The 23,586-nt window shown below is 31.1% G+C and carries 19 protein-coding genes; 17 read left to right on the top strand and 2 right to left on the bottom strand.

The features are described from left to right. Nucleotide 1 precedes the first annotated feature (1 nt). The 5 genes from A4F88_RS04520 to A4F88_RS04500 all read left to right on the top strand — a co-directional run bounded on the left by A4F88_RS04520 (nt 2) and on the right by A4F88_RS04500 (nt 8,117). Nucleotides 2-982: a transglutaminase domain-containing protein gene (locus A4F88_RS04520; protein ID WP_068841310.1), complete on the top strand. Its 981-nt coding sequence runs from the start codon at nt 2-4 to the stop codon at nt 980-982. Nucleotides 983-1,071: 89 nt separating this feature from the next. Then, complete coding sequence (gene pncB / locus A4F88_RS04515; RefSeq protein ID WP_068841309.1) at nt 1,072-2,247, top strand: nicotinate phosphoribosyltransferase; 1,176 nt, start codon at nt 1,072-1,074, stop codon at nt 2,245-2,247. A 163-nt stretch (nt 2,248-2,410) separates the two neighbouring features. Then, nucleotides 2,411-4,279 (top strand): DNA topoisomerase IV subunit B, encoded by a 1,869-nt coding sequence (locus A4F88_RS04510; RefSeq protein WP_068841308.1) that lies wholly within the window; start codon nt 2,411-2,413, stop codon nt 4,277-4,279. Between the two features lie 19 nt (nt 4,280-4,298). Continuing rightward, the gene (locus tag A4F88_RS04505) at nt 4,299-5,366 is read left to right on the top strand and encodes a PDDEXK nuclease domain-containing protein (protein ID WP_068841307.1); all 1,068 of its coding nucleotides are present in this window, start codon (nt 4,299-4,301) and stop codon (nt 5,364-5,366) included. A 30-nt stretch (nt 5,367-5,396) separates the two neighbouring features. Further along, nucleotides 5,397-8,117, top strand: coding sequence for a DNA gyrase/topoisomerase IV subunit A (locus A4F88_RS04500; protein WP_068841306.1), 2,721 nt, complete (start codon nt 5,397-5,399; stop codon nt 8,115-8,117). Between the two features lie 146 nt (nt 8,118-8,263). Here A4F88_RS04500 and A4F88_RS04495 read toward each other — a convergent pair whose 3' ends face one another. Both A4F88_RS04495 and A4F88_RS04490 read right to left on the bottom strand, forming a co-directional pair. After that, nucleotides 8,264-9,631, bottom strand: coding sequence for a DUF5458 family protein (locus A4F88_RS04495; protein WP_068841305.1), 1,368 nt, complete (start codon nt 9,629-9,631; stop codon nt 8,264-8,266). A gap of 2 nt (nt 9,632-9,633) precedes the next feature. Next, nucleotides 9,634-10,086, bottom strand: a complete 453-nt coding sequence (locus tag A4F88_RS04490; RefSeq protein WP_068841304.1) for a type VI secretion system contractile sheath small subunit — start codon at nt 10,084-10,086, stop codon at nt 9,634-9,636. Between the two features lie 157 nt (nt 10,087-10,243). On the opposite strand from A4F88_RS04490, the gene A4F88_RS04485 reads away from it, so the two are divergent. The 12 genes from A4F88_RS04485 (at nt 10,244) to tssD (ending at nt 23,540) form a co-directional block, all read left to right on the top strand. Further along, nucleotides 10,244-10,663: a GPW/gp25 family protein gene (locus A4F88_RS04485; RefSeq protein ID WP_068841303.1), complete on the top strand. Its 420-nt coding sequence runs from the start codon at nt 10,244-10,246 to the stop codon at nt 10,661-10,663. 8 nt (nt 10,664-10,671) lie between these two features. Further along, on the top strand, nt 10,672-12,429 hold the full coding sequence (locus A4F88_RS04480; RefSeq protein WP_068841302.1) for a hypothetical protein: 1,758 nt from the start codon (nt 10,672-10,674) through the stop codon (nt 12,427-12,429). A gap of 4 nt (nt 12,430-12,433) precedes the next feature. Further along, a complete protein-coding gene (locus A4F88_RS04475) occupies nt 12,434-14,866 on the top strand; it encodes an AAA family ATPase (RefSeq protein ID WP_068841301.1) in 2,433 nt (810 codons plus the stop codon). A gap of 3 nt (nt 14,867-14,869) precedes the next feature. Then, nucleotides 14,870-15,775, top strand: coding sequence for a hypothetical protein (locus A4F88_RS04470; RefSeq protein WP_068841300.1), 906 nt, complete (start codon nt 14,870-14,872; stop codon nt 15,773-15,775). A gap of 33 nt (nt 15,776-15,808) precedes the next feature. Next, entirely contained in the window at nt 15,809-16,693 is an 885-nt protein-coding gene (locus A4F88_RS04465) for a TssN family type VI secretion system protein (protein ID WP_068841299.1), read from the top strand. A gap of 79 nt (nt 16,694-16,772) precedes the next feature. Next, a complete protein-coding gene (locus A4F88_RS04460) occupies nt 16,773-17,909 on the top strand; it encodes a hypothetical protein (RefSeq protein ID WP_068841298.1) in 1,137 nt (378 codons plus the stop codon). Nucleotides 17,910-17,919: 10 nt separating this feature from the next. After that, nucleotides 17,920-18,411, top strand: coding sequence for a hypothetical protein (locus A4F88_RS04455; RefSeq protein WP_068841297.1), 492 nt, complete (start codon nt 17,920-17,922; stop codon nt 18,409-18,411). A 10-nt stretch (nt 18,412-18,421) separates the two neighbouring features. After that, the gene (gene tssO / locus A4F88_RS04450) at nt 18,422-18,892 is read left to right on the top strand and encodes a type VI secretion system TssO (RefSeq protein WP_068841477.1); all 471 of its coding nucleotides are present in this window, start codon (nt 18,422-18,424) and stop codon (nt 18,890-18,892) included. Then, on the top strand, nt 18,882-19,817 hold the full coding sequence (locus A4F88_RS04445) for a PKD domain-containing protein (RefSeq protein WP_068841296.1): 936 nt from the start codon (nt 18,882-18,884) through the stop codon (nt 19,815-19,817). Before tssO ends, A4F88_RS04445 begins: the two co-directional genes overlap by 11 nt. A gap of 3 nt (nt 19,818-19,820) precedes the next feature. Further along, nucleotides 19,821-22,145, top strand: coding sequence for a type VI secretion system protein TssR domain-containing protein (gene tssR / locus A4F88_RS04440; protein ID WP_143154979.1), 2,325 nt, complete (start codon nt 19,821-19,823; stop codon nt 22,143-22,145). 10 nt (nt 22,146-22,155) lie between these two features. Then, nucleotides 22,156-22,932, top strand: a complete 777-nt coding sequence (locus tag A4F88_RS04435) for a DUF5457 domain-containing protein (RefSeq protein WP_073075407.1) — start codon at nt 22,156-22,158, stop codon at nt 22,930-22,932. Nucleotides 22,933-23,144: 212 nt separating this feature from the next. Further along, nucleotides 23,145-23,540, top strand: a complete 396-nt coding sequence (gene tssD / locus A4F88_RS04430; RefSeq protein WP_068841293.1) for a type VI secretion system tube protein TssD — start codon at nt 23,145-23,147, stop codon at nt 23,538-23,540. Nucleotides 23,541-23,586 lie beyond the last annotated feature (46 nt).

Raw genomic sequence — 23,586 nt, 5'->3', positions numbered from 1 at the left:
AATGAAAAGACAAAATTTCGTAATCCTATTTCTTTTCCTAAATACCGTTTTCCTGTCTTCATCTTATGCTCAAAAATACAATGAAGTTGACAGGACTGTTGCCAAATATCCAAAAAGTTTTAGCAGTCCGGAAAAATTAGCAGACAAAATCAAAAGTGACTTTTCTTCTGATTATGACAGAGCAAGAGCGATTTATGACTGGATTGCTTTTAATATAAAATATGATTATGCTACTTTTTTAAATCCGCCAAGAACACAAGGTTTTAGTTATTCGACAGAGGCAGAAAAACAAAGAAAGATTCAGCAGCTTAATAATAAACTTATTCAAAAAACATTCAATTCTCAAAAAGCAGTTTGTGAAGGTTTTACAGCTTTATATCAGTATTTAGCAGAATTAACAGGCTTGAAATCAGAAATAATTCGTGGAGACTCTAAAATAAGATTAGCTGATATTGGCAGAAAAAACACCTATTCTAATCATGCCTGGAATATAGTTTTGATTGATAAAAAGTGGATATTAATAGATGTTACCTGGGGACAAGGATATTATGATAGCAGTAAAGGCAGAATGGTAAATGACTTTACACCGGTTTATTTTGATACTGATCCGGATTATTTTTTTGCCAAACATTTTCCTGATTCCGGTTCTTATTTAGGTAACAGATTAAGCAAAGAAGATTTTCTCAACGGACCTTTAATTTATAATAAAACAATTGAAGGCGATTACAAGATAAAATCTCCTGATAGCGGAATTGTTGAAGCAAAATACGGAGATAAAATAAACGTTGAAATTAAAAATGTTTCAAAGTCAGATGTGATTTTCTATCTCAATAGAAAAAATCAGGCTGTCAAAATTCAAAATGCAAAAGAAAAACGCGGAGGTCTTGAGTTTCAGATTACTTATGATAAGAGTATAGGCGATTATGTCACTATTTATCTGGATACGGCTAGTATTGTTTCTTTTAAAATTGTTTCAAAATAAATTAATCAGGATCTTTATTTAAAAGCTTTTTCTTCTTTTACTGATTTGCCGTATCTTTAACCATTAAGAATATTATAGGAAACCTGAATATGGAAACAACTTTTCTGAAATCAATTTTAGATAATGATTTCTATAAATTTACGATGCAACATGCCGTAATAAAGCTTTTTCCAAAAGCAAAAGTGCATTACGGTTTTATAAATAGAGGAAAACATATTTTCCCTCCCGGTTTTGCTGATTTGCTTCGACAAGCAGTAGACGCTATGGCTGATTTACGACTCACCAAAAACGAAAAACAATATTTGGCGAAATATTGTCCTTATCTTGATCCTACCTATTTAGATTTTTTACAAGGATATAATTTTGATCCGTCTGAAGTTGAAATTACACAGCAAGGTTCAGAAATAAAAGTTACCATCGAAGGTTTCTGGTATAGAACAATTTTGTGGGAAGTGCCGTTAATGGCTTTAATCTCGGAGCTTTTTTATAAGTCAAATCATTTAATTCGTTTAAACGATGAGGCGATAAAAACGTTGACCAAAAATAAAATCGACAATTATAATACATTAGGAGTTTCGATTCTGGAATTTGGCACAAGACGTCGTCATTCTTACGATGTGCATGTTCTGATAAACGAAACATTGCACACTTTTGGTTCAGAAAGTTTTATAGGAACCAGTAATGTGCATTTTGCAATGGTCAATAATATTCGTCCGTTAGGTACACATGCGCATGAATGGTTTATGTTTCATGCTGCGCAATACGGGTTTAAAATGGCAAACCTAATTAGCCTGGAACACTGGACACAGGTTTATGGCGGCGATCTCGGAATTGCCTTGACAGATACTTATACAACAGATGTTTTTTTCGAACAATTCGATAAAAAATACTCCAAACTTTTTGATGGTGTTCGTCATGACAGCGGTGATCCAATTGAGTTTGCACAAAAAGTAATTTCGCATTACACCAAAATGGGAATCGACCCAAAATCGAAAGTTATTGTTTTTTCTGATTCATTAAATTACGATAAGGTAAAAGCGATAACAGATTTTTGTAAAGACAAGATCAAAATGTCATTTGGTATTGGTACTAATTTTACCAATGATGTAGGGTTGCCTTCAATGAATATGGTTATAAAACTAACAGAAGTCAAACTTGATAACACACATTGGCAGGGAGTTGTGAAGCTTTCAGACGAAAAAAATAAAAATACAGGAACACCTGAAATGATTGCTTTAGCAAAAGAGGTATTGGGAATTCAATAGTATTTTTTTGTTTCAAGACTGATTTTTTATATTTTTAGCACCCGTATTATTTTAAAATCAATTTAAATAGAATTTAAACCTGTTATTATTCATAACAAAAGAAATAATACGCTTTCATTTTTTACCGATAAATGGTACATTAGCCAAAAATCCAATTTACTTTATGCTAGAGCAAAATCAATATACCGAAGATAATATTCGATCACTCGATTGGAAAGAACATATCCGTATGCGTCCCGGAATGTATATCGGGAAATTGGGAGACGGATCTTCGCCGGATGACGGTATCTATATCCTTTTAAAAGAGGTTTTAGACAACTGTATCGATGAGTTTGTAATGGGCTCAGGAAAAACTATTGAAGTAACGATAAAAGATAAAACGGTTTCTGTTCGTGATTACGGACGTGGAATTCCGTTAGGAAAAGTAGTTGATGTAGTTTCGAAAATGAATACCGGAGGAAAGTATGATTCTAAAGCTTTCCAGAAATCAGTAGGTCTGAACGGTGTCGGAACAAAAGCAGTAAATGCACTTTCAAATTATTTCAGAGTAGAATCTGTTCGTGATGAGAAACAGAAAGCAGCTGAATTTTCTGCGGGAAATTTAGTTTTAGAAGAAGATATAATCGAAACCACAAAACGTAAAGGAACAAAAGTAACTTTTACGCCGGATGAATCGATCTTTAAAAATTACAAATTCCGTTTAGAATATGTAATCAAAATGGTTAAAAACTATTGTTACCTAAACAATGGTTTGACGATTATTTTTAACGGTGAAAAATACTATTCAGAAAATGGACTTCGTGATTTATTAGAAGAAACCATTAACGAAGATGATTTAGAATATCCAATTATCCATTTAAAAGAGCATGATATCGAAGTAGCGTTAACACACAGTAAAACGCAATACAGCGAAGAATATCACTCTTTTGTAAACGGTCAGAATACTACACAGGGAGGAACGCACTTAGCTGCTTACAGAGAAGCAATTGTAAAAACGATCCGTGAGTTTTACAATAAAAACTTTGAAGCCTCTGATGTTCGTAAATCCATTGTAAGTGCGATTAGCATTAAGGTAATGGAACCGGTTTTTGAATCGCAAACCAAAACCAAATTAGGATCGACAGATATGGGGTCTGATGACGGAACACCACCAGTTTCAGTACGTACCTTTGTAAACGACTTTATCAAAACCAAACTAGATAATTATTTACACAAGAATCCTACAACAGCAGAAGCGTTATTGCGTAAAATTTTGCAGGCTGAACGTGAGCGTAAAGAGTTATCAGGAATTAGAAAATTAGCAACAGATCGTGCTAAAAAGGCCAATCTGCACAATAAGAAATTAAGGGATTGCCGTGCGCACCTTCCAGATACTAAAAATCCCAGAAACTTAGAAAGTACCCTTTTTATTACCGAGGGAGATTCGGCTTCCGGGTCGATTACCAAATCGCGTGATGTAAATACACAAGCGGTTTTTAGTTTACGTGGTAAGCCTTTGAATTCATACGGAATGACAAAGAAAATTGTGTATGAAAATGAAGAATTCAATTTATTACAAGCGGCTTTGGATATCGAAGACGGATTGGAAAAATTGCGTTACAATAACATTGTAATTGCAACCGATGCCGATGTCGACGGAATGCACATTCGTTTGTTGTTAATTACATTTTTCCTTCAGTTTTTCCCGGAATTAATCAAAGAAGGACATTTGTACATTTTGCAGACACCACTTTTCAGGGTTCGAAACAAAAAAGAAACCATTTATTGTTATTCTGAAGAAGAAAGAAAAGATGCTATCGAAAAACTAAAACCAAAACCGGAAATCACCCGATTTAAAGGTTTAGGAGAGATTTCGCCAGATGAGTTTAAAAACTTTATTGGAGAGACCATTCGTCTGGACCCGATTATGATGGACAAAAATACTTCGATAGAGCAGTTATTATCTTTCTATATGGGTAAAAATACTCCGGACAGACAAGAGTTTATTATCAAGAACCTGAAAGTTGAGATTGATGAGCTTGAGGAGGTTTAGAATTTAAAAGTAGAATATATTGTCAGACGGTCTTCAAAATAAAGTTATTTTTCAACAAGTTGCCGAGTTATTACAAAATGCCCGACAACAGGTTTTACGTACCGTAAATTCAACAATGACAATTACTTATTTTGAAATTGGAAGAATAATCGTTGAAGAAGAACAAAACGGAAAAAATAGAGCTGAATATGGAAAACAACTTTTAAAAGGGCTTTCTAAGCAGTTAACAGAAGAATTTGGGAAGGGGTTTTCGATTCGGAATTTGGAACAAATAAGACAATTCTATATGACTTATTCAAGATCCGAGTCATTGACTAGGATTTTACAAATTCAAAAAGCGCAGTCACTGACTGCGGAATTTAATAAAGTAGATTATCATACATTATCGTCATTTTTTAAATTGACTTTTACCCATTATGTTTTTTTAATGAAAATTGATGATGAAAAAGAAAGACGTTTTTACAAAATAGAATCTGAAAAAAACAATTGGAGTGTTCGGGAATTAAAACGCCAATATGACACAGCGCTTTATACACGATTAGCTTTAAGCAGAGATAAAGAAGGAATCTTAAAGCTCTCAGAGCAAGGTCAGATCATCGAGAAACCGAAAGATATTATCAAAGATCCTTATATTCTTGAGTTTTTAGGATTACCTGAATTAAATCAATATTCAGAATCTCAATTAGAAGAAGAAATCATTAATAAACTGGAGCAATTTTTATTAGAATTAGGTCACGGTTTTACCTTTGTTGCCAGACAGGAAAGAATTACTTTTGATGATAAACATTTTAGAATTGATTTAGTTTTTTACAATAGAATCCTGAGATGTTTTGTTCTTATTGATTTGAAAATTGGAGAATTAAAACATCAGGATTTAGGGCAGATGCAAATGTATGTCAATTATTATGACAGAGAAATGCGACTGGAAGATGAAAACAAAACTATTGGGATTGTACTTTGCCAAAATAAAAGCGAATCTGTAGTAAAATATACTTTGCCAGAAAACAATGAGCAAATTTTTGCCAGTAAATATAAAACCGTTTTACCAAGTGTAGAAGTTTTGAAAAAACTTCTTGAAAACAAATAAGATTAAAATTATAATTTCGAATATAATTAAATGAAAGACGAAGAAGACGATAACATAATTCCAAACGACGACGAGAATAATTCAGATGAAAACCTGATGGATGACAATCTGGATGGCGATGATGAGGATATTATCAATGTAGATGCGAAGAATTTCGAAGGACAGCATTTTTACGAAAATCAGGAAGAAGAAGGAGAAGACGTTATTACAAAAGTAACGGGAATGTACAAAGACTGGTTTCTGGATTATGCTTCGTACGTAATTCTGGAACGTGCAGTTCCTGCTATCGAGGACGGATTTAAACCAGTTCAGCGTCGTATTATGCACTCTCTAAAAGAGTTGGATGATGGTCGTTATAATAAAGTTGCCAATGTAGTAGGGCACACCATGCAGTATCACCCACACGGAGATGCGAGTATTGGTGATGCTATGGTACAAATTGGTCAAAAAGATTTATTGATTGACTGCCAGGGAAACTGGGGTAACATTTTGACCGGAGACGGAGCAGCAGCTTCGCGTTATATTGAGGCACGTTTATCTAAATTTGCTTTGGAGGTTTTATATTCTCCAAAAATTACCGATTGGGGAGTTTCGTATGATGGTCGTCGTGCAGAGCCAAACAATCTTCCGGTAAAGTTTCCGTTGCTTTTGGCACAGGGTGCAGAAGGTATTGCGGTTGGACTTTCGACAAAAGTATTACCTCATAACTTCAATGAGTTAATTGATGCGTCAATCAAAATCTTAAAAGGAAAAGCTTTTACATTATATCCTGATTTCATGACACAAGGTATTGCCGATGTGTCAAATTATAATGATGGTCTTCGTGGTGGACGTGTGCGTGTACGTGCTAAAATTGCTCAATTAGACAAAAATACATTGGTGATAACGCAAATACCGTTTTCGACCAATACTACGACCTTGATTGACAGTATTTTGAAAGCCAATGAAAAAGGTAAAATCAAAATCAAAAAAATTGAAGACAATACAGCAGCAGATGTTGAGATTTTAATTCACCTTTTCCCGGGCGTTTCTCCAGATAAAACAATTGATGCTTTATTTGCATTTACAGCCTGCGAAACTTCTGTAGCGCCTTTAGGTTGTGTTATTGAAGACAACAAACCATTATTTATTGGTGTTTCTGAAATGTTGAAAATTTCAACACACAGAACAGTTGATTTATTACGTCAGGAATTAGAAATTCAGTTAGAAGAGTTAAAAAACAAATGGCATTTCTCTACTTTAGAAAAAATATTCATTCGTGAAGAAATGTATATTGACTTCAAATTATACGGAGACAGAGAATCACTTTACAAATATTTATACGATCGTTTTGAGCCTTTCAAAAAATCATTCGTTAGAGAAATCAATGATGACGATTTACAGAGATTGACTCAGATTCCGATGATTCGTATTACGCGCTTCGATTCTGATAAAGCTGATGACTTGATTTCAAGGTTAGAAGAAGAAATGAAAGAGGTGGAGCATAATTTGGAGCATCTTACTGATTTTGCCATTTTGTATTTTACTAAATTAAAAGAGAAATACGGAAAAGGCCGTGAGCGTCAGACTGAACTTCGTGTCTTTGATAATGTTGAAGCTACAAAAGTAGTTTTACGTAACACAAAACTTTATGTAAACCGCGAGGAAGGTTTTGTTGGAACGAGTTTAAAGAAAGACGAATACGTAGGTGATTGTTCTGATATTGATGATGTTATTGTGTTCTTAAGAGACGGAACATTAATGATAACAAAAGTAGACGCCAAAACTTTTATTGGAAAAGACATTATACACGCTGCAGTTTTTGATAAAAACGATAAACGTACCATTTATAATATGATGTACCGTGATGGTAAATCAGGCCCATCTTATATAAAACGTTTTAATGTTACCGGTGTAACAAGGGATAAAGCCTATGATTTAACGAATGGTACAAACGGCTCTCAGGTGGTTTATTTTTCACACAATCCAAATGGAGAAGCTGAGGTAGTGACTATTTTACTTCGTCAGGTTGGAACTATCAAGAAATTGAAATTCGATATTGATTTTGCTAAGTTAGCGATTAAAGGACGTGGTTCTAAAGGGAATCTGGTTACTAAATACCCAATTAAGAAAATCGAATTAAAAGAGAAAGGAATTTCGACTTTATTACCAAGAAAAGTCTGGTTTGATGATACTGTAAAACGTTTAAATGTTGATGCCAGAGGAGAATTGTTAGGAGAATTTAAACCAAGTGATAAAATCCTGATAATTAGTCAGGCAGGTAAATTGAAAGTGATTATTCCTGAATTATCTACTCACTTTGAGGAAGATATGATTGTTTTGGAAAAATGGAAACCTAAGAAACCAATTTCTGCTATTTATTATGATGGTGAAAAAGAGCGTTATTTCCTGAAACGTTTCCTTGTCGAAAATGAAGGTAAAGAAGAAAGCTTCATTACAGATCATCCAAATTCGCAATTAGAAATTGTATCAACAGATTATCGTCCGGTGGCGCAATTGGTTTTTGCTAAAGTAAAAGGAGTGCAAAAAGAAGATTTGCATATTGATGTAGAAGATTTTATAGCCGTAAAAGGTTTTAAAGCCTTAGGTAATCAATTAACAACAGATAAATTAAAACAGGTTAATTTATTAGATCCGTTGCCATACGAAGAACCTGTGGAAGAAGTTCCGGAAAAACCAGAATTATCAGAAGATGATTCGGTTGAAACAGAGTTAGATGATGATGGTCAGATAGGTCTGGTTTTAGATTAAAAATATAAAAAACGCTAAGAGTATTTCTTAGCGTTTTTTTATAGTAGTACTAAATAGTTTAGTTCTGTAGTATAGGTTGTTTAAGACGTAAATTATACATCGTTTACGGCTTAATTAAAAATATCTTTTTGGTAAAGAGAAATTAATTATACCTGTTTATAATCACTATGCCAAACTGCTTCTTCCGGACCATCTCCTTTGTGTCCGTCCAACTGGATTACAAAGCTTTTTGCAGGGAAATAAGGAGTGATATGAATGTCCAGTAAAATTCTGTCCTTTTGAGTTTTATCCTGCTCAATTTTCATTACTGTAAATTTTTCGATTAAGTTAGTTGGGCCTTTAATACCATCTAAAAACTTAATAATCTGGCTTCTTAAATCAGCTTCTGTTCTGGTAGTCCAATTCTCAAAAGCTCTTCTGTTTAAGAAATCGAAAAGTACTTTTGTAATATGGTCAAATACTCTAACTACTGAATAGGTTTGCAAGCCTAAATTGTCTCCGTTAAATAATGTTTTAGCAGAGAAAGCCATTATTTTGCTATATTCGTTAACCATCGGTACTAATCCCATTTTTTCGATTTCGGAAATTTCGCTTTTTTTCAAATCAAAACGAACACTTTCGACTTCATTAAGGCCTCCAAATTTTTTACCGGCAACTACCTGAGACATTAGAGTTTTATATATTTTACCAGCTAATGAAGTTGATGGTGGTACATATAAATTATCTTCTTCTCCAACTTCATCATATTTGCTTCTTCCCAGCAAATAGTTACAAGTCATAATTGTGTTTGATTTATAGACGTCACCACCTGTATGATTGGCATTAAAGAAAATATCTATAACATCATCTGGAGTTTCAAGATCTTGAAAATCAGTTAATAATACGGTTTTGTTTTCGTGTGCTATTTTAGACCATTTGTCTAAGACTGCATTAGAACCTAAATAACCAGGTACAGAAAGAATAGAATAGTTTTTTCTTAAATCTAATCTGTCAAAATTTTGTTTTAGTTCATTTGAAACATAATCAATAAACAAAGTATTATCTAAATCTTTCAATTGAGAGATATCAGCATTTACAATTGTTACGTTTTTAATTTTGTCACTTTCCGCATTTTTATAGAATAAAGCGACACTTCTATAGGATGTTTCAAGCTCTCTTGAAGTATTTAAAGCATATTTTAAATTCTTATTTAAAGTTGCATCTGCAGATGTAGCTTTTGCATTTGCTACTTCGATCATAGATTCAACAGAATTGTTGCCTTTTAGTAAATCTAACCATAAATCAAGTCTGTTGTTAAGAGTTGTTCTCTCACTTTCCCACTGAGCATCATTCAGGAAAATATTTTTTCTGGCTTTTCTTGTAGGGTTTAAGTTTGATAATCCGTCGATTACGTTTTCTAAAAAGGCAAAACCTCCGTATTCATTTAATAAGTTTATTTTGCTGCTTGGAGCTTCTTGTAGCAATTGTTCGGTTGAAGAACCGTGACTTTTTTGTTCTTTAGTTTGAGTTGCCATATTTATTGTTTGTTGTTAATTTCATTCTTAGCGTTTTCAAGTAATTCTATTATTGCTTCTTTGACAGCAGGATCCTGAATGGCTTTTATTAAACCTCTGTTACTGGATAATTGGCGTACAATTTTATAAGCTTGTTCTTTTTCTGTGTTTAATTTATTCAGAAAAGGACTGTTTTCTTTTATTGATTTTGCTCCAAAATCACCCAGGTTTTGAAACACCATTGACTCGCTTAAATCAGATCCTTCTTCAGTAATAAAATCAAAATCTACGCTAGGTTTGTACTTCTCAAAAACAGCTTCTACAGTTTGCAAATCATACACAGCTTCGGGGCCGACCGGTTGCTCATTTGTAAGTTTTTGAATCAGTAATGTTCTGTTTGAAGGAATTTCTAAAATTGATTCATTGGCATCAACCTTTACTTCATTGCCACCAATACCATAATTGAACATGCTCATAATTTTATAAGATTTTTAGTTAATTTTGTAAAACTAATAAAAAAAAACTTTAAAATAATGTTGATTTGTAAGTATTTTATTTAGATTTTTGTGACGGTGTGTTAAAAAAAAATTAAAGTTGATAATCTGTTAAAAAAACAATAATTGCTGTCTAAAGATGAAATACCTAAAATACCCAGTAAATTTTAAGTCTTTATTGAGAGGTTCGCAGGATAATTTTTGTAAGATCGAAGAATCGATTGCTTATAATATTATGATGATAATTACAACATCTTTTGGAGAGATCCCAGAGACACCAAGCTATGGATCTATTATCTGGGATTTGGAATTTAATCAGCATATCAAGAAAAGAGACTGGGAAGATTTAGTTAGAAAATCCTTGTTAAAGTCAATTGCTGAATTTGAGAAAAGATTATCGCTAAGTGAGGTTAGTATTTCCCTCGACGAAATTGATGATAAGGAACTAAGTTCAAGTATTAGAAGAAAAGCAAACATAGTCGTAAAAGGTTCCATTATTGAAAGTCTAATCCCATTTAGTTTTCACACAAAATTGAATATAAGCCCAATTTCACAATAGAATAAGTTATGAAAGACGTCAAGTTTATTGAAATAAAAAACAGAATACAAAAGAAGTGCTTAGAAATTTGGGGAATTGAAGATATCAATATGGCAGATCCTTTGGTGATGTTGTTATTAGATGTTTTTGTTCATGAACTTTATTATTTATATCATGAAGGAATTGAATCTGATAATAAAATTATTGAACGTATTGCTCAGGAGATTGTGCCAAGTCAATGGAATTTACCCATGCCTGCTCATGCTCTGGCAAGTACAACTGCAACAAATGGTGTTGTTATATTGAATGATGATAATGAATTTGTGGTAAAATCAAGTGCAGCCAATAATGTTGATTACGATATTCATTTTACTCCATTTGCCAACGAGAATATTATAGAAGGTGAGGTTAGTTTTCAAATGTATGACTCGTTTTTGATTGATTCTTTAAAAAATGTGAAACATTTACCACTGCAATATAAAATTTCAGACCATCGTATATGGGTTGGATTAGATATTTCAAAAGAAAATCTGGAAAAACTAAATTCCTTAAAATTTACATTTCTAACTGAAAATTCATCGCTGGATGCTTTTCTGCAATTTGTTACTGTAAAAGATACTTTAGGAAATTTTATTGAAATAGAAAATGAAACTTTTGATGAGGTTCAGGACAACAAACATTATACAGAGGCTGTAAAATCATTTTATAAAAATTTTATTTATAAATTGAAACTAAACCCTGATAATCTGATTTACGAATCGATATTAGACAAATTTCAAATTGAAAAAGAAGAACTGAAATCAGGCAAAAAAAATACAGGATTGATTTGGTTAGAGTTTATATTTCCTGAAATCTTTTCTAAAAAAGAGCTTGATAAAATTCAGATAAAAATAAACACATTCCCAATAGTCAACAGAAAGTTAAATAACAGAGTTCATAATGCACAGATAGAAGGACGTTTATTTCCTATGAAAGCAGAGAGAAATACCCATTTTCTTGATGTAATGAAAATTTTTAACGAAAAGAATACTGAATTTACGAATGGTATTAAACAGGCTAATTCTATAACTGCAAACACATTTACCATCTTTTACGGAGGATTAGAAAATTATGATTCAAGAACTGCAAAATTCTTTCTTAAAAAATTAGCACGTGCATTAAGAGAAGATATTAGTTCATTTTCTAATATCAATGCGGATTATATTGATGCTACGATGACTAAAATCAATGAAGAGATTAATTCCATAGAAAGCAAAATTAATAGCAGTTACAGTCATGTGAGCGAAGAAGAGGTATATGCTTTGATTCATGAAACGGATAAATCTAAAATTCTTTATTGCTCATATTGGACTTCAAACGGACATGCTGCTAACAACTTAAAAAAAGGTACCATTTTAAAACAAACCATTTTATCTGAATTAGCTCAGGATTCGACCATTTTTGAGACAAGTTCAATTGGTGGTATTTATAGAAATAACAAAGTAGAAAAACTAATCAACCTTCGATATGGTTTTTTATCAAAAGAACGATTAGTAACCAAACAAGATATAAAATCAGCGGTACAATATCATTTAAGAGATATTACAAAAGAAGTATTAATTACAGATGGAGTAGGGATTAGTAACCAAAGAAAACAAGGAGTGTTTAGAACCATTGATGTTGAAGTTGTTTTGCAGGATAAATATGCTTTACAGATAGAAAATAAGCAAAAAATAGGATTGTTTTTAAAAGAAACCTTAGAAAAACAATCTGTTATGAACATACCATTTCAAATTACAATAAACTAAATTTATGAACGAACTAGATTATAGTCCAAGCTTATTATCTGCAATTAAATCTGCTAAATCATTAGCCATTCAGGATGGGCATAGTACGTATGGTGTTGCTCATTTAGCTTACGCATTATTATTTGAACCAACAGGATTAGTAGAAGTATTAAAAAGTCTGTCAAAAGATATTGAATATATAAAAGAATGGTTTGATGTAAGAAAGGAAGTCTATACTTCGTCTCAAAACAATGATAATATTGTTACGAGTGATACTGAAGTTGAGCATGTTTTTACAGAATCGAATTTCAACAAAATTAGGTTAGGATCAGATTCTATCGACGCTTTTTGTGTTTTTATAGCGATTATCAAACCGGGATTAGTTTATAGTGATAAGCAAATAGATGGTTTAAACTTAAGTGATAAAGAGCTTTTAAAACATTTCGGACTCCGAAATAATCAAAAAAGTTTTAGCCTCGCAGACCCTGATGATGAACAGGAAACGATCGATATTAACTATTGTGATACTTTATACAAAAAAGATATTGTTGAAGAAGGAAGCGGAATTATTGGCAGAAACAAAGAAGTTCGACTAATACTTGAAAATATTGAGCGATATGAAAATCATGGTATTTTATTAATTGGAGAATCTGGTGTTGGAAAAACAAGTATTATAAAAAATCTTATTTATTCTTTGCATGAAACAGATCCTAACTTTTTTGAAGAAACACTTGTCTTGTCTTTAAATGTATCGAAACTCGTTGCAAACTGCAGTAGTGAAAATGAAATTTCGAAAAAGCTGATTGAAATTTTTGAAAAATTAGCCAAAAATGTAAAAAGTATACTCTTTATTGATGATATACAGGTATTATTAAATTCATCTAACTCAAAATCAAATGCTGTAATTAATATAATTAATACACAGTTAACTCAGGGCAGTATTAATATTATCGCTTCAATTGATGCTGACTCTTATAGAAAGTCTATTGAAGGAACGACAATAAATGGAAAATTTGAAAATATTTTCATCGAAGAATTAGATTATACTTTACTAATTGAATGCCTGAACATTTATAAAAATAAACTGGAAAAACATTATAAAATAGCGATCAATGAAGAGGTTGTACAAGAAGCTATTCATTTGTCGAAACGATTTTATAAAGAAAAAAAACTGCCTTACGGAGCCATAGATTTATTAGACAGAACAGCTTCTTCTGTAATTGTTTCTAATGCAAATTCACTAGTTGAAATTGTAAAAATAAAAGAGCAAATAAAAGAATCGGACCCTAATGATGAGTCAAGAATGAGTTTGCTGGAAAAAGAAATTTACAATAGGATAAGCTGTATTGTAACCAGTAAAATTGATCTGTCTGAAAATTCAAAAAAAGCAAAAAACGAAGCGGTATCTTTTGAAGATATAGAAAAATTAGCTGCTGACATTGAAACAATAGCAAAAGAAAAACTTACTGTGGTTACAAAATCTGAGCTTTTAGCAGTTGTTTCTAATGCAACCGGAATACCATTAGGAAAAATAAGTGCCGGAGAAAAAGAGAAGCTTTTAACCATTGAAGATAAACTGCAGGAAAGAGTAAAAGGTCAGGCGCATGCTATAAAAACATTATCAGAAGCTATTATTGAATCCCGAAGTGGTTTGAGTAATCCAAAGCAGCCTATAGGGTCATTTTTCTTTTTAGGACCAACAGGAACAGGAAAGACGGAATTAACCAAAACACTTGCTGAATTATTGTTTGATGACGAAAATGCGATGATTCGATTTGACATGTCAGAATTTAAGGAAGAACATTCCGCAGCTTTATTATATGGTGCCCCTCCGGGATATGTGGGTTACGAAGAAGGAGGCATGCTGGTAAATAAAATTAGACAAAAGCCGTATTCAGTTGTGCTTTTTGACGAGATCGAAAAAGCACACAGCTCTGTTTATGATGTATTTTTGCAAATTATGGATGAAGGAAAAGTTCATGATAAATTAGGACGTGAAGGTGATTTTTCGAATGCGATTATCATTTTTACATCCAATATAGGCAGCCAATGGATTCAGGAACAAATCGAAAGCGGTCATTTGCCTACTTCTAATCAGTTAATTGAGATTATGAGCCAGCACTTCAGACCTGAATTTTTAGGACGTCTTACTGAGGTTGTTCCTTTTGCTCCTATAAACATAGAAATTGCCAAAGCTATTTTCAGATTGCACCTTAACCGTTTGCAGGAACAATTAAGAACGATCAAAAATATTTCATTTGATTTATCAGAAAGTGCTTTAGAATATCTGACAAATAAAGGATTTTCTAAAAAATATGGAGCCAGACCTATTGCCGGAATAGTAAGAACATATCTAAAAAAAACAATTTCAAAATTAATTATATCCGAGGCTATTCTTGAAAATGAAAGTATAGTCCTGGATATAAAAGATGATGAATTTATCTGGGAAAAGAAATAAGATATGGAGCAAGATATTACAGTTTTAAAACAACAACTTAATTTTAATTTAAGGGCTGAAATTCTTTTTTATGAATTGCAAAGTGTTCTTAAAAATGAAACTGAGGTTTTTGTGAGACATAAAGGGCTTTCAAAAAGAAATAACTCCAGAGATGCTATAGATCTTTCTTCGATGTTGTATCAGGAAGATTCAAGATATACCAAAGAAGCACTTGTCTTGCATTTGGCCAAAAACAGTATCTATCATAATTTACCTGAATTACTTTTTCATCCCTTATCAGTTAGTAATTCTACAATGTCTAACAAAGAAATTGTAGAGGCTGTAAAAGAGAATAAAGAAGCAGAAAATGATGCTTTAGATTTTTTTATGCCTTTTGATAATGAGCTTTTTTCTGCAAATTCAAATTTTGCCATAAGAAGTCTTCACTTGTTTAATGATAAGATTGAATTGTTCCTAAGCATAGTTGATGAATTAGTAGCTATAGAATTCGATTTGTCTAAAATACAAAAAAAGAATCTGTTCATTTATTTATGTGAAGCTGATAAACTAAAAGAAAACCTTCCGGAACTGGAAAAAGTTTTAGAAATGTTATTGGGTAATGTAGTAAAATTAAAATACAAGAAACATGTTTTTACAGCATCTCCATTTTTAAAACTAAATGAAGGAATACTGGGATTTGATTTAGGACTTTGCGGATCTGTAGAAAGTGAAATAGATGATGTAGAAGTAGCATTATACTTTGAAGGAAATATTGACTATTCAATTTTAGAACGCAAGATGAACCTTACCCGTAAAGTATTGGAGTATTTTATTATTAGTAATCGAAAAATTGATATTGTTTTTTTCAATAACTATCAATTAGGCATAAAACTAAACGAAAACTATTTAGGAATAAATACCATTTTATAATTTTTAATCATAATAAAGAGATAACATTTGGCTATGAATACAATACTGCCCTTTTTTCTAAAATATCTGCTAGCGCCTTTTTTGATACTCATTATAACGCTTATCATGAGTCAGTTTTCGAGCATAAAACTCAAAACAAAAGGGGCTATAATATTTGTTTTATGTTTTTCGCTTATAGCCTCTTTGCCTTGTCTTTTTGCTTTTTTTAACAATGAGTTTGTTTGGTTTGGATTGTTATTTTCAGTCTTTTACTATTTGATACTTGGTGTTGCATTAGTGTATTTCATGAACACTGCCTTATTTCAAAAAATAGGAATACACAATAGCGCTCCTGCGAAAATTTTTGTTTTTTTAATTGTAGCAATTCTCTCTTCCTGGATCTACTATCTCGTATTTAATTATATCGCTATCTCGAGTTATGCACACATTAGCATGCTTAATATTCTCTGGTTATTTGCACCAATCTTCTTTCAGGAATCAAAGAAAAAATATTTACAAATTCCAGAACCATTTTATGAATACTGGAGAGTAGGTAAAGAACGAAAGGATATAGAATATTGGGATAATATCGATAAGTTTCGTTTAATGCAGGTATCGATACATATAAGAAAAAAATCAAATTCTGAATTCTTTTCAAAATTTGATGTAAAAATTGCTCAGGATGTTAATTTGGGTAATTGGTTTGATAAGTTTATTGAAGACCAAAACTATAGATTTCCAAATGATGCTATCGAATCCAGCGCTCAGAATGAAGACACAGGTTGGACTTTTTATACCGCAAAATATTTCAGTTTTCCTTTGTTTATCAGGAATCTGAGTCCACATCAGACAATCTCTGAAAGCAAATTAAAAAATAAGCAAACCATTTTTGCTAAAAGAGTTGCTTTAAACAGACAGCAAAATGAAATAGAGGAATAATTAAGGATTAATCTTTTCCTTTTAATCCTTATTTAAAATATAAAACTAACTAATACTAGAATAAAACAACTTAGCAATTATGAAATCAAACATACATTTACCAATTAACTGGACAGATGGTGTAAAATTAACCAAAGACCATTTTATCAATAATTATTTCAATTTTATTACAATTGTCAGCGATTACAATAAAGTTCAGTTAAACAATTTTAATTATGGATGCATCCAGCCAGCAGGCAATAAATCTATAGATATTGAAATAAAAATTGAAGGAGGACAATTAGTTGCCTATTTAAAAAAATGCGAAGTAATTGCTAAAAACGGACATGTAATTTCTTTTAACCAGGATATTTATGGTACAAAACTTCCCGAAGTAAGTATTAATGCAAATGACTTAGACCGAAATTCATTTGAGCATTATTATGTCATTGTTTCTATAAACCCTTACGACTTAATTCCTGTAGGGATTCCTGATCCGGAGATAATTCCATTACATCACCCACATGTGCTTCCGGAAATAAAATTACATATTGTAAATAAAAAAGAAGTGAATGATAATTTTTTATCAGGCTATTTTTTAATTGTAAAAAAAATAACATTCCAAAACGGAACTTTCATTGAAGACAGCAGGTATATAGCACCGGTAGTAAAAACAAAAAACAATGAAATTTTAAATCAATTTATAGCAAAGGTAAATACCGAATTATACCAGTTAAATGATTTTTCGATAAAAATTCATAAAAAAAATGTACAAAGTTCAGCAAATAACAGATTGGTATCTAACACGTTTAGTTTGTGCACTAAAATAATTGATTATTATGCAGAACAGTGTTTTTATCTTAAAAACATTGCTCCTGAAGAATCTCCGGTATATATGTTTGATAAAATAATTGTTTTAGCCAATCATCTTATCTCTACATTAACATTGATGGATGATAAAGAGAAAGAAGTCCTATTGCAATATTATTATGAATGGATTGATGTAAAACCATCAGAATTATTAAGCGTATTGTTCGAAGTAAAAAGTGCTGTTTACGATCATAATGATATTGCACAAACACTTGAAAAACTAAATCAGTTCCTGGGAATTTTAAAACGCTTATGGCAAAAGTTAAGTGAATTAGAATACATCGGAATCAGAAAAGAAAACATTGTAATTAGCGAAGAAACCAAAGTGGCAGCACCAAAAAGCAGTACGTGGTCAATACTAGATTAAACTTACAACTATGAAACCACTTAATTCTCCTAAAATATCCGCTAAAAAGCGTAAGTTTTTCATCATGTTTTTTATAACGTTCGCTTTTATTTTTGGTTGTCTTTATATTACGCTGGTAACTGCAAACAGAGGTGTTGCCGAGTTAGAGCAAAAACACAAATACTACAATGATATTGCAGTAAAACAAGGCGAGATGAACTTGCTCTTTGATGAAATCCTGATAGAAATCAATGATTTAAGATTTAAAGACAGAACCTTAAATGAACGAAAGAATCTACAGTCTCTAATTAATGAAAAAAGATTTACAATCAATAATGAGATTAGAAAATCAAAAACTAATATGACAAATTCTTTTGGTTTATATGAAGAGTTTCTAGTCGAACTGCAGCGAATACAAACCAAAATTGATGTTCTAAAAGAAGCAGAGACAAGTTACGATATTAATAAAACGCAACTTAAAAAGTGTATTGATAAACACAATCAGGAAAATAAAAAAAAATAATCCCATAATCATGAAGAAGGCGATAGAATTTGATGAAACGTATTGGAAAAAAGTAAAATTCAATTTAATATTTATCATAAGTGCTTGTGTTATATTTATTGGTGTTACCAAGTTTTTACTAAAAACTCCCAATTTCAATAATACTGATATGCTTAACAGAATCAATGATTATGAAAAAATGCAGAAAATTAAAGTCGATTATGCGAATAAATCCAGACTCATTTTTAAGAACATTGATACTATAAAGTATGACATTAATCAGGTACAGCGTATAGATGAAGTAAAAAGAAATATATCAGAGTATAAACAATTGTATAAGGATAATGAATTTCATTCGTCATATAACTTTTGCTTAATTGGCGGAAACTTATTAAATGTTTTTTTAGAGATAAATCTTGAAGAAAGTACCGTTAAAAAGAACGATACTCTTGTACAAACAAGTCTTAACGAATGTAAAGCAAATTTTAAAAATGAACATTAAAAATAAAACAGTAGTTATCCTTTTGTTCTGCATTGCGGTAATTTTAGTGATAGTAGCATTACTATTTCCTTATAATAAGAGATTAAGTAATCTTGATTTTTCGATATTAGATGATAACGATAATCATCAATATGAACTAAATGAGAAATTATCTTTTAAAGTAAATGACAGTACTCTGATAGCAGATAAAAAAGCCGTTTGGTATTTTGGTAATGGCGATTCAATTGTGAGTAAAGGAAATGTGAGTTATACTTATGAGAGAGCCGGTAAATATTTAGTAACGCTAAAAATTGATAACAAATTCGATTTTTCAAAACAAATCAATATTGTCAACGGCAGAACTTTGACAGCAAAAGATTCTATTCCAAAAATATTTTGTCCGGAGTTTGGCTATGTAGGAGAAGAAATTGTTTTTACAGGATATTCACCAAGTTCAAATAATTGGTATTGGGAATTTGGAGAAACGGGAACGATCGATTCTTATGAAAAACAAGCGATCTATATTTTTACCAAACCAGGAATTTATACTGTAAAACTTGAGACAGATAAAACCAGATATCCAATAACAAAAGAAATAGAAGTGCTTCAATTATATGAACCATTCAAAGAACCTGAGGTTGTAGATTCTGCCGGTATTGTATTGAACGATATTAAAAAACGACTGCAAATTATTGCTAATCTGGGAGCAAGAGACACCAAATCGTATAAAGAACAGGTTAATTATTTGAAAAATAAATACATCTGTAATGATTTGTCAGATGTTGTAGTAGTGGTTAATGAAGAAAAATACAATGATTTTTTAAGTTACTGCCAGGGACTTCACTATTTAGATGGCAATGCTACTATAATTCAGGAAGTAAAATTAGATACCATTAAGTGCTTTAAGCAAATGAATATTACCCAAAAAACTAAAAAAACAAAGTAATAAATGAAAATTAGCATTTTATTTCGGTATGCCTCTTTGATTTGCTTTTTGATTACAAGTACTGTTTTCTCGCAGGTAAAAAACAGCACAAGTGTTATCAGAAAAACAGAAAAAATAGTGAATACTTATGATAACGAACCACAAAAAGAAAATGAAAAATCAGAGCTTAAATTAGTTTTTTCAGATCGAAATGAGAATAATATTTATGAAGAACCATATGGAGCAAAAGTAAAAAACAAAGCAAATATTTTGGCACCAATGTATGTAATCGATGAGGATAAAAACTATTACGAAGTTGTGGTTGCCGATAAAAAACTAATTGGAAAGCCAAAAGGAACATTTGCTATGTTGCGAAGTAAAAAAAATCACTTTTCGAATGCAAAAGAAGTACAATATCTGGGCTGGATTAAAAAAGAAAATGTATTAGAATACAGTAGGGCAATGCAAAATCAGGTTAATTTAAAGTATGTAAAATATTTTGTGGCCTGTAATAATTTAGAAAACCTGTTTTCGAGTAATAAAAATGTCAAAAAAAATGCCCTTTTATTAAAAAACGACCCAAATTTAGAATCAGTAGCAAAGAAAAATATTAAACTAAATGATTTTGTATATGTCTATAAGATAAACAAAACCACTAATTCAGCCTTTGTATCCAATTTTGATGATGTGATGCCAAAGGATACAACTAATTTTAAATATGGATGGGTTCCTTTGCAATATTTGAATCCCATAGAAGATAATATGGTTGTAAAACTGAATCCGGCTGATACGTTAAAATTTTCGTCGGATAAAATTAATTTTCATGCTAATGAACTATACAAGAATACTTTTTTTGTAAATGAAAACCAATCAAGTTTTCCAATCAGGTTCGACAATGCAAGTAAGATTTCGTTACCAATAAATGTATGGAATCACGACAAAAATAAAATTACAAACTTAAAAGGTGATGATATTTCGATAAAAACGATCGAACAAATTGCTTTGCAAAGTAAGACAATTAATTTTTATTATGTTTTTGAGAACAATAATGCTACAAAGCAGTATTTAAAGAAAACACTTTCGGCACTACAAAATCTTAAACTAACAACTAGTAGTGAGTTATATGAGAATTATACTTTTACTTATTCCTTTATTGCAAAAGGAAAATCTAAAAGTTATTACCTGATAAAATCACAATCTTTTTCGAAATGGTTTGATTTGATCGAAAAAAGCATAAAGACACCTGAAGAAATTTCGAAAGAAAATATTTTAGCCAACAACAATACAAGTATTAGTCAGTTCCTGAGTCCGGAAGCCAATTTCGAAAATAATTTTTTTATCCTCACAGGTTTAGACGGATCTATAAATACCGTTTTACCGGATAGTTTCAGCATATTAGCCAAAAACAATGCTAAGCTGTTATTTATTCTTTTTGGAAATGAAAACAATGCCGATAATCAGGATTTTATTCTGCAAAGCAAAATGTATTTAAGCGAAGCAAGCAGTGCAAACAAAAAAAATATCCAAAACTATTATGTAGACCCAAAACTCATTACAAAAAATGACGAGTTTACTTATAACGGCGAAACGGATAATGATTATATCTATAATGCTCCCTTAAAAAGTAATTTTAATGGAGGAATTATATTTCCTAAATTAAATAGTGAACTTACTCCTGAAACTATAAATAAAGCTATTGATAGTGTTATTAGTAAAACTATCAAAACAAATAATGCATTGTTAAAATCATTGATACAATATAAAAATGAATTTAGCTTCTTGCGAAGTCAGCCTAGCGCAACAATAAATAGTCTTACTCAGAATTTCTCACGAAAAGATAGTATCAGTACAGATATACCAAAGAATTATAAAAGTGAAACATTTATAATAAATGCAAAAGATACGCTTAAGAGTAATTTAGAAAATAAAGTTTGCATTTTACTTACTGAAAACGAAATCAGGCAGCTTCTCGAAAACTATAGAGAGTTAATTAGTAAAGATTACACCAACGAAAATATTGACAAAGTCGAGATTTTAAACTTTAAAGATAGATGTAAAACGTTTGCCAGAAATATTAAAAAAACAGAGTCAATTAAAAATAGAAGTTCTCTGGCAGATTTACTTTATTACAAGACAAGAGTATTTGTAAATAGCCCGGAATTACATGAAATAAGAATTAAAGATGTTAGAAAGTTTAAGAAAAAACGAGATGAATTCAGAGCACTTTTTATAGCCTTAAATGCTAAAGTTGAGGTTTTAGAAAAAATGCAGCGAAATAATACTTTTGAGGTTTTTGATGATGAGTCTCAGGTGAAATATTACTATATATCAAAAAAACTGCTATTATAAAATAACAATTATGGAAATTATCAAGACGATAGAAATGGCAAAACCTTTGCATGAAATAATTTTAGAGTTATTTTATTTTGAAAGCAAAGGAAAACCTTGTGAACTTACAAAAAAAGAAATTTTGTGGAGACTTAAAGATCCCAGTATAACTGAATACCAAATGGAAGAGGTACTGAATTGGATGGTGCATCATAAAAAATTAAATGAAACTCTTGGACTTTATAGCTTGGACCGCTTTGAACTTATTGATTTAGAAGAAAAATTTAAAACCGAAAGACTGAATAAAGAGAAAAAACAGGAGCCTATTTTTTTTACTAATTATAGTACTATAAATAATATACACAATGCAGTAAAACCAAAGGCACTTGATATATTTGTTCAATATATTCTGCCTACATTTTTACTCTCTTACATTGTATTTATCTTTTTTTTGGTAAATAAATTAAACGATAGTTTTGCTATAAACAACAATAAAATTGAAGATGTAAATGAGTTAACTCTTAAAGAGCCTAAAACGGGAGTAATCAGAAAAAAAACAGCCCTGTCTGATAAAGAGGTAAAGCGTTTGTTTTCTAATCAGCATCAAAATATTTTATATCTAAATAAAACAATTGATTCGTTACAGAAACAAGTAAATAAAATAAACGAAATTCATACAGCTGCTACTTTAGATTTAAAAACACAGATAAATTCCTTGCAACCCCAGGTTAATACTATCATTTTACATATTACAATTGTGCTTTTAGGATTTATTTTGTTATTTTTTATGAAAAATATTATTAATTAATGTTTAATGTTTATTTTTTATTTGTATATTCGTACAATAAATGATTGCGAATCACCCTCATCTTCCTACAAGAAGCAATTAAAAAAGTACACTAGTACAAAAAGAGGTATTCTAAAATCATGTAGAATACCTCTTTTTTTTGTTAATACTAGTCAGACAAAAATGGAGAGGATTCTAAAAAAACAATTTTTAACAACTTAATTATTTTTATTATGGCATTTAAGTCAATTTTAGAATTCGAAGGAAACGAGTACCAGGTATTATTCTCAAAAGTCGAAATGTTAAGACATACTGACGGTAAAGGAGCAGTTTCATCTGAAATTAAAGGAGGGAGATTAAACCTGAGAGTAAAATCTACAGATAATACAACTGTTATTGAGCAGGCAGTAAACAGCCAGCACAAACCGGTAAGCGGAAAAGTAAAATTTTTCAAAGCAGATTCTGAACAAGTAATGAAAGAGCTTTCTTTTGAAAACGCTTTTATTGTATTCTTCAGTGAGCAATTAGACGCTTTGGCAGAAACTCCAATGACAACAGAAATTACTTTTTCTGCAGAAAAAATTACATTGGGTAATGCAACATTAGACAACAATTGGGCTAAAATTTAATTTTTTTCCTTATTAACAAGAAGCGGTAATTTACCGCTTCTTGTTT

The sequence above is a fragment of the Flavobacterium chilense genome, assembly GCF_001602525.1.
GTDB classification, from domain to species: domain Bacteria; phylum Bacteroidota; class Bacteroidia; order Flavobacteriales; family Flavobacteriaceae; genus Flavobacterium; species Flavobacterium chilense.
This window is presented reverse-complemented; position numbering and strand designations above follow the sequence as displayed.

Bases quoted from the DNA above. Each gene is read 5' to 3' on its own strand.
- A4F88_RS04445 (WP_068841296.1), top strand. From the start codon at position 18,882: ATGAACATTAAAAATAAAACAGTAGTTATCCTTTTGTTCTGCATTGCG.
- A4F88_RS04490 (WP_068841304.1), bottom strand. From the start codon at position 10,086: ATGAGCATGTTCAATTATGGTATTGGTGGCAATGAAGTAAAGGTTGAT.
- pncB (WP_068841309.1), top strand. From the start codon at position 1,072: ATGGAAACAACTTTTCTGAAATCAATTTTAGATAATGATTTCTATAAA.
- A4F88_RS04500 (WP_068841306.1), top strand. From the start codon at position 5,397: ATGAAAGACGAAGAAGACGATAACATAATTCCAAACGACGACGAGAAT.
- A4F88_RS04520 (WP_068841310.1), top strand. From the start codon at position 2: ATGAAAAGACAAAATTTCGTAATCCTATTTCTTTTCCTAAATACCGTT.
- A4F88_RS04455 (WP_068841297.1), top strand. From the start codon at position 17,920: ATGAAACCACTTAATTCTCCTAAAATATCCGCTAAAAAGCGTAAGTTT.
- A4F88_RS04480 (WP_068841302.1), top strand. From the start codon at position 10,672: ATGAAAGACGTCAAGTTTATTGAAATAAAAAACAGAATACAAAAGAAG.
- A4F88_RS04485 (WP_068841303.1), top strand. From the start codon at position 10,244: ATGAAATACCTAAAATACCCAGTAAATTTTAAGTCTTTATTGAGAGGT.
- A4F88_RS04475 (WP_068841301.1), top strand. From the start codon at position 12,434: ATGAACGAACTAGATTATAGTCCAAGCTTATTATCTGCAATTAAATCT.
- A4F88_RS04470 (WP_068841300.1), top strand. From the start codon at position 14,870: ATGGAGCAAGATATTACAGTTTTAAAACAACAACTTAATTTTAATTTA.
- A4F88_RS04460 (WP_068841298.1), top strand. From the start codon at position 16,773: ATGAAATCAAACATACATTTACCAATTAACTGGACAGATGGTGTAAAA.
- A4F88_RS04495 (WP_068841305.1), bottom strand. From the start codon at position 9,631: ATGGCAACTCAAACTAAAGAACAAAAAAGTCACGGTTCTTCAACCGAA.
- A4F88_RS04510 (WP_068841308.1), top strand. From the start codon at position 2,411: ATGCTAGAGCAAAATCAATATACCGAAGATAATATTCGATCACTCGAT.
- A4F88_RS04435 (WP_073075407.1), top strand. From the start codon at position 22,156: ATGGAAATTATCAAGACGATAGAAATGGCAAAACCTTTGCATGAAATA.
- tssD (WP_068841293.1), top strand. From the start codon at position 23,145: ATGGCATTTAAGTCAATTTTAGAATTCGAAGGAAACGAGTACCAGGTA.
- tssR (WP_143154979.1), top strand. From the start codon at position 19,821: ATGAAAATTAGCATTTTATTTCGGTATGCCTCTTTGATTTGCTTTTTG.
- A4F88_RS04465 (WP_068841299.1), top strand. From the start codon at position 15,809: ATGAATACAATACTGCCCTTTTTTCTAAAATATCTGCTAGCGCCTTTT.
- tssO (WP_068841477.1), top strand. From the start codon at position 18,422: ATGAAGAAGGCGATAGAATTTGATGAAACGTATTGGAAAAAAGTAAAA.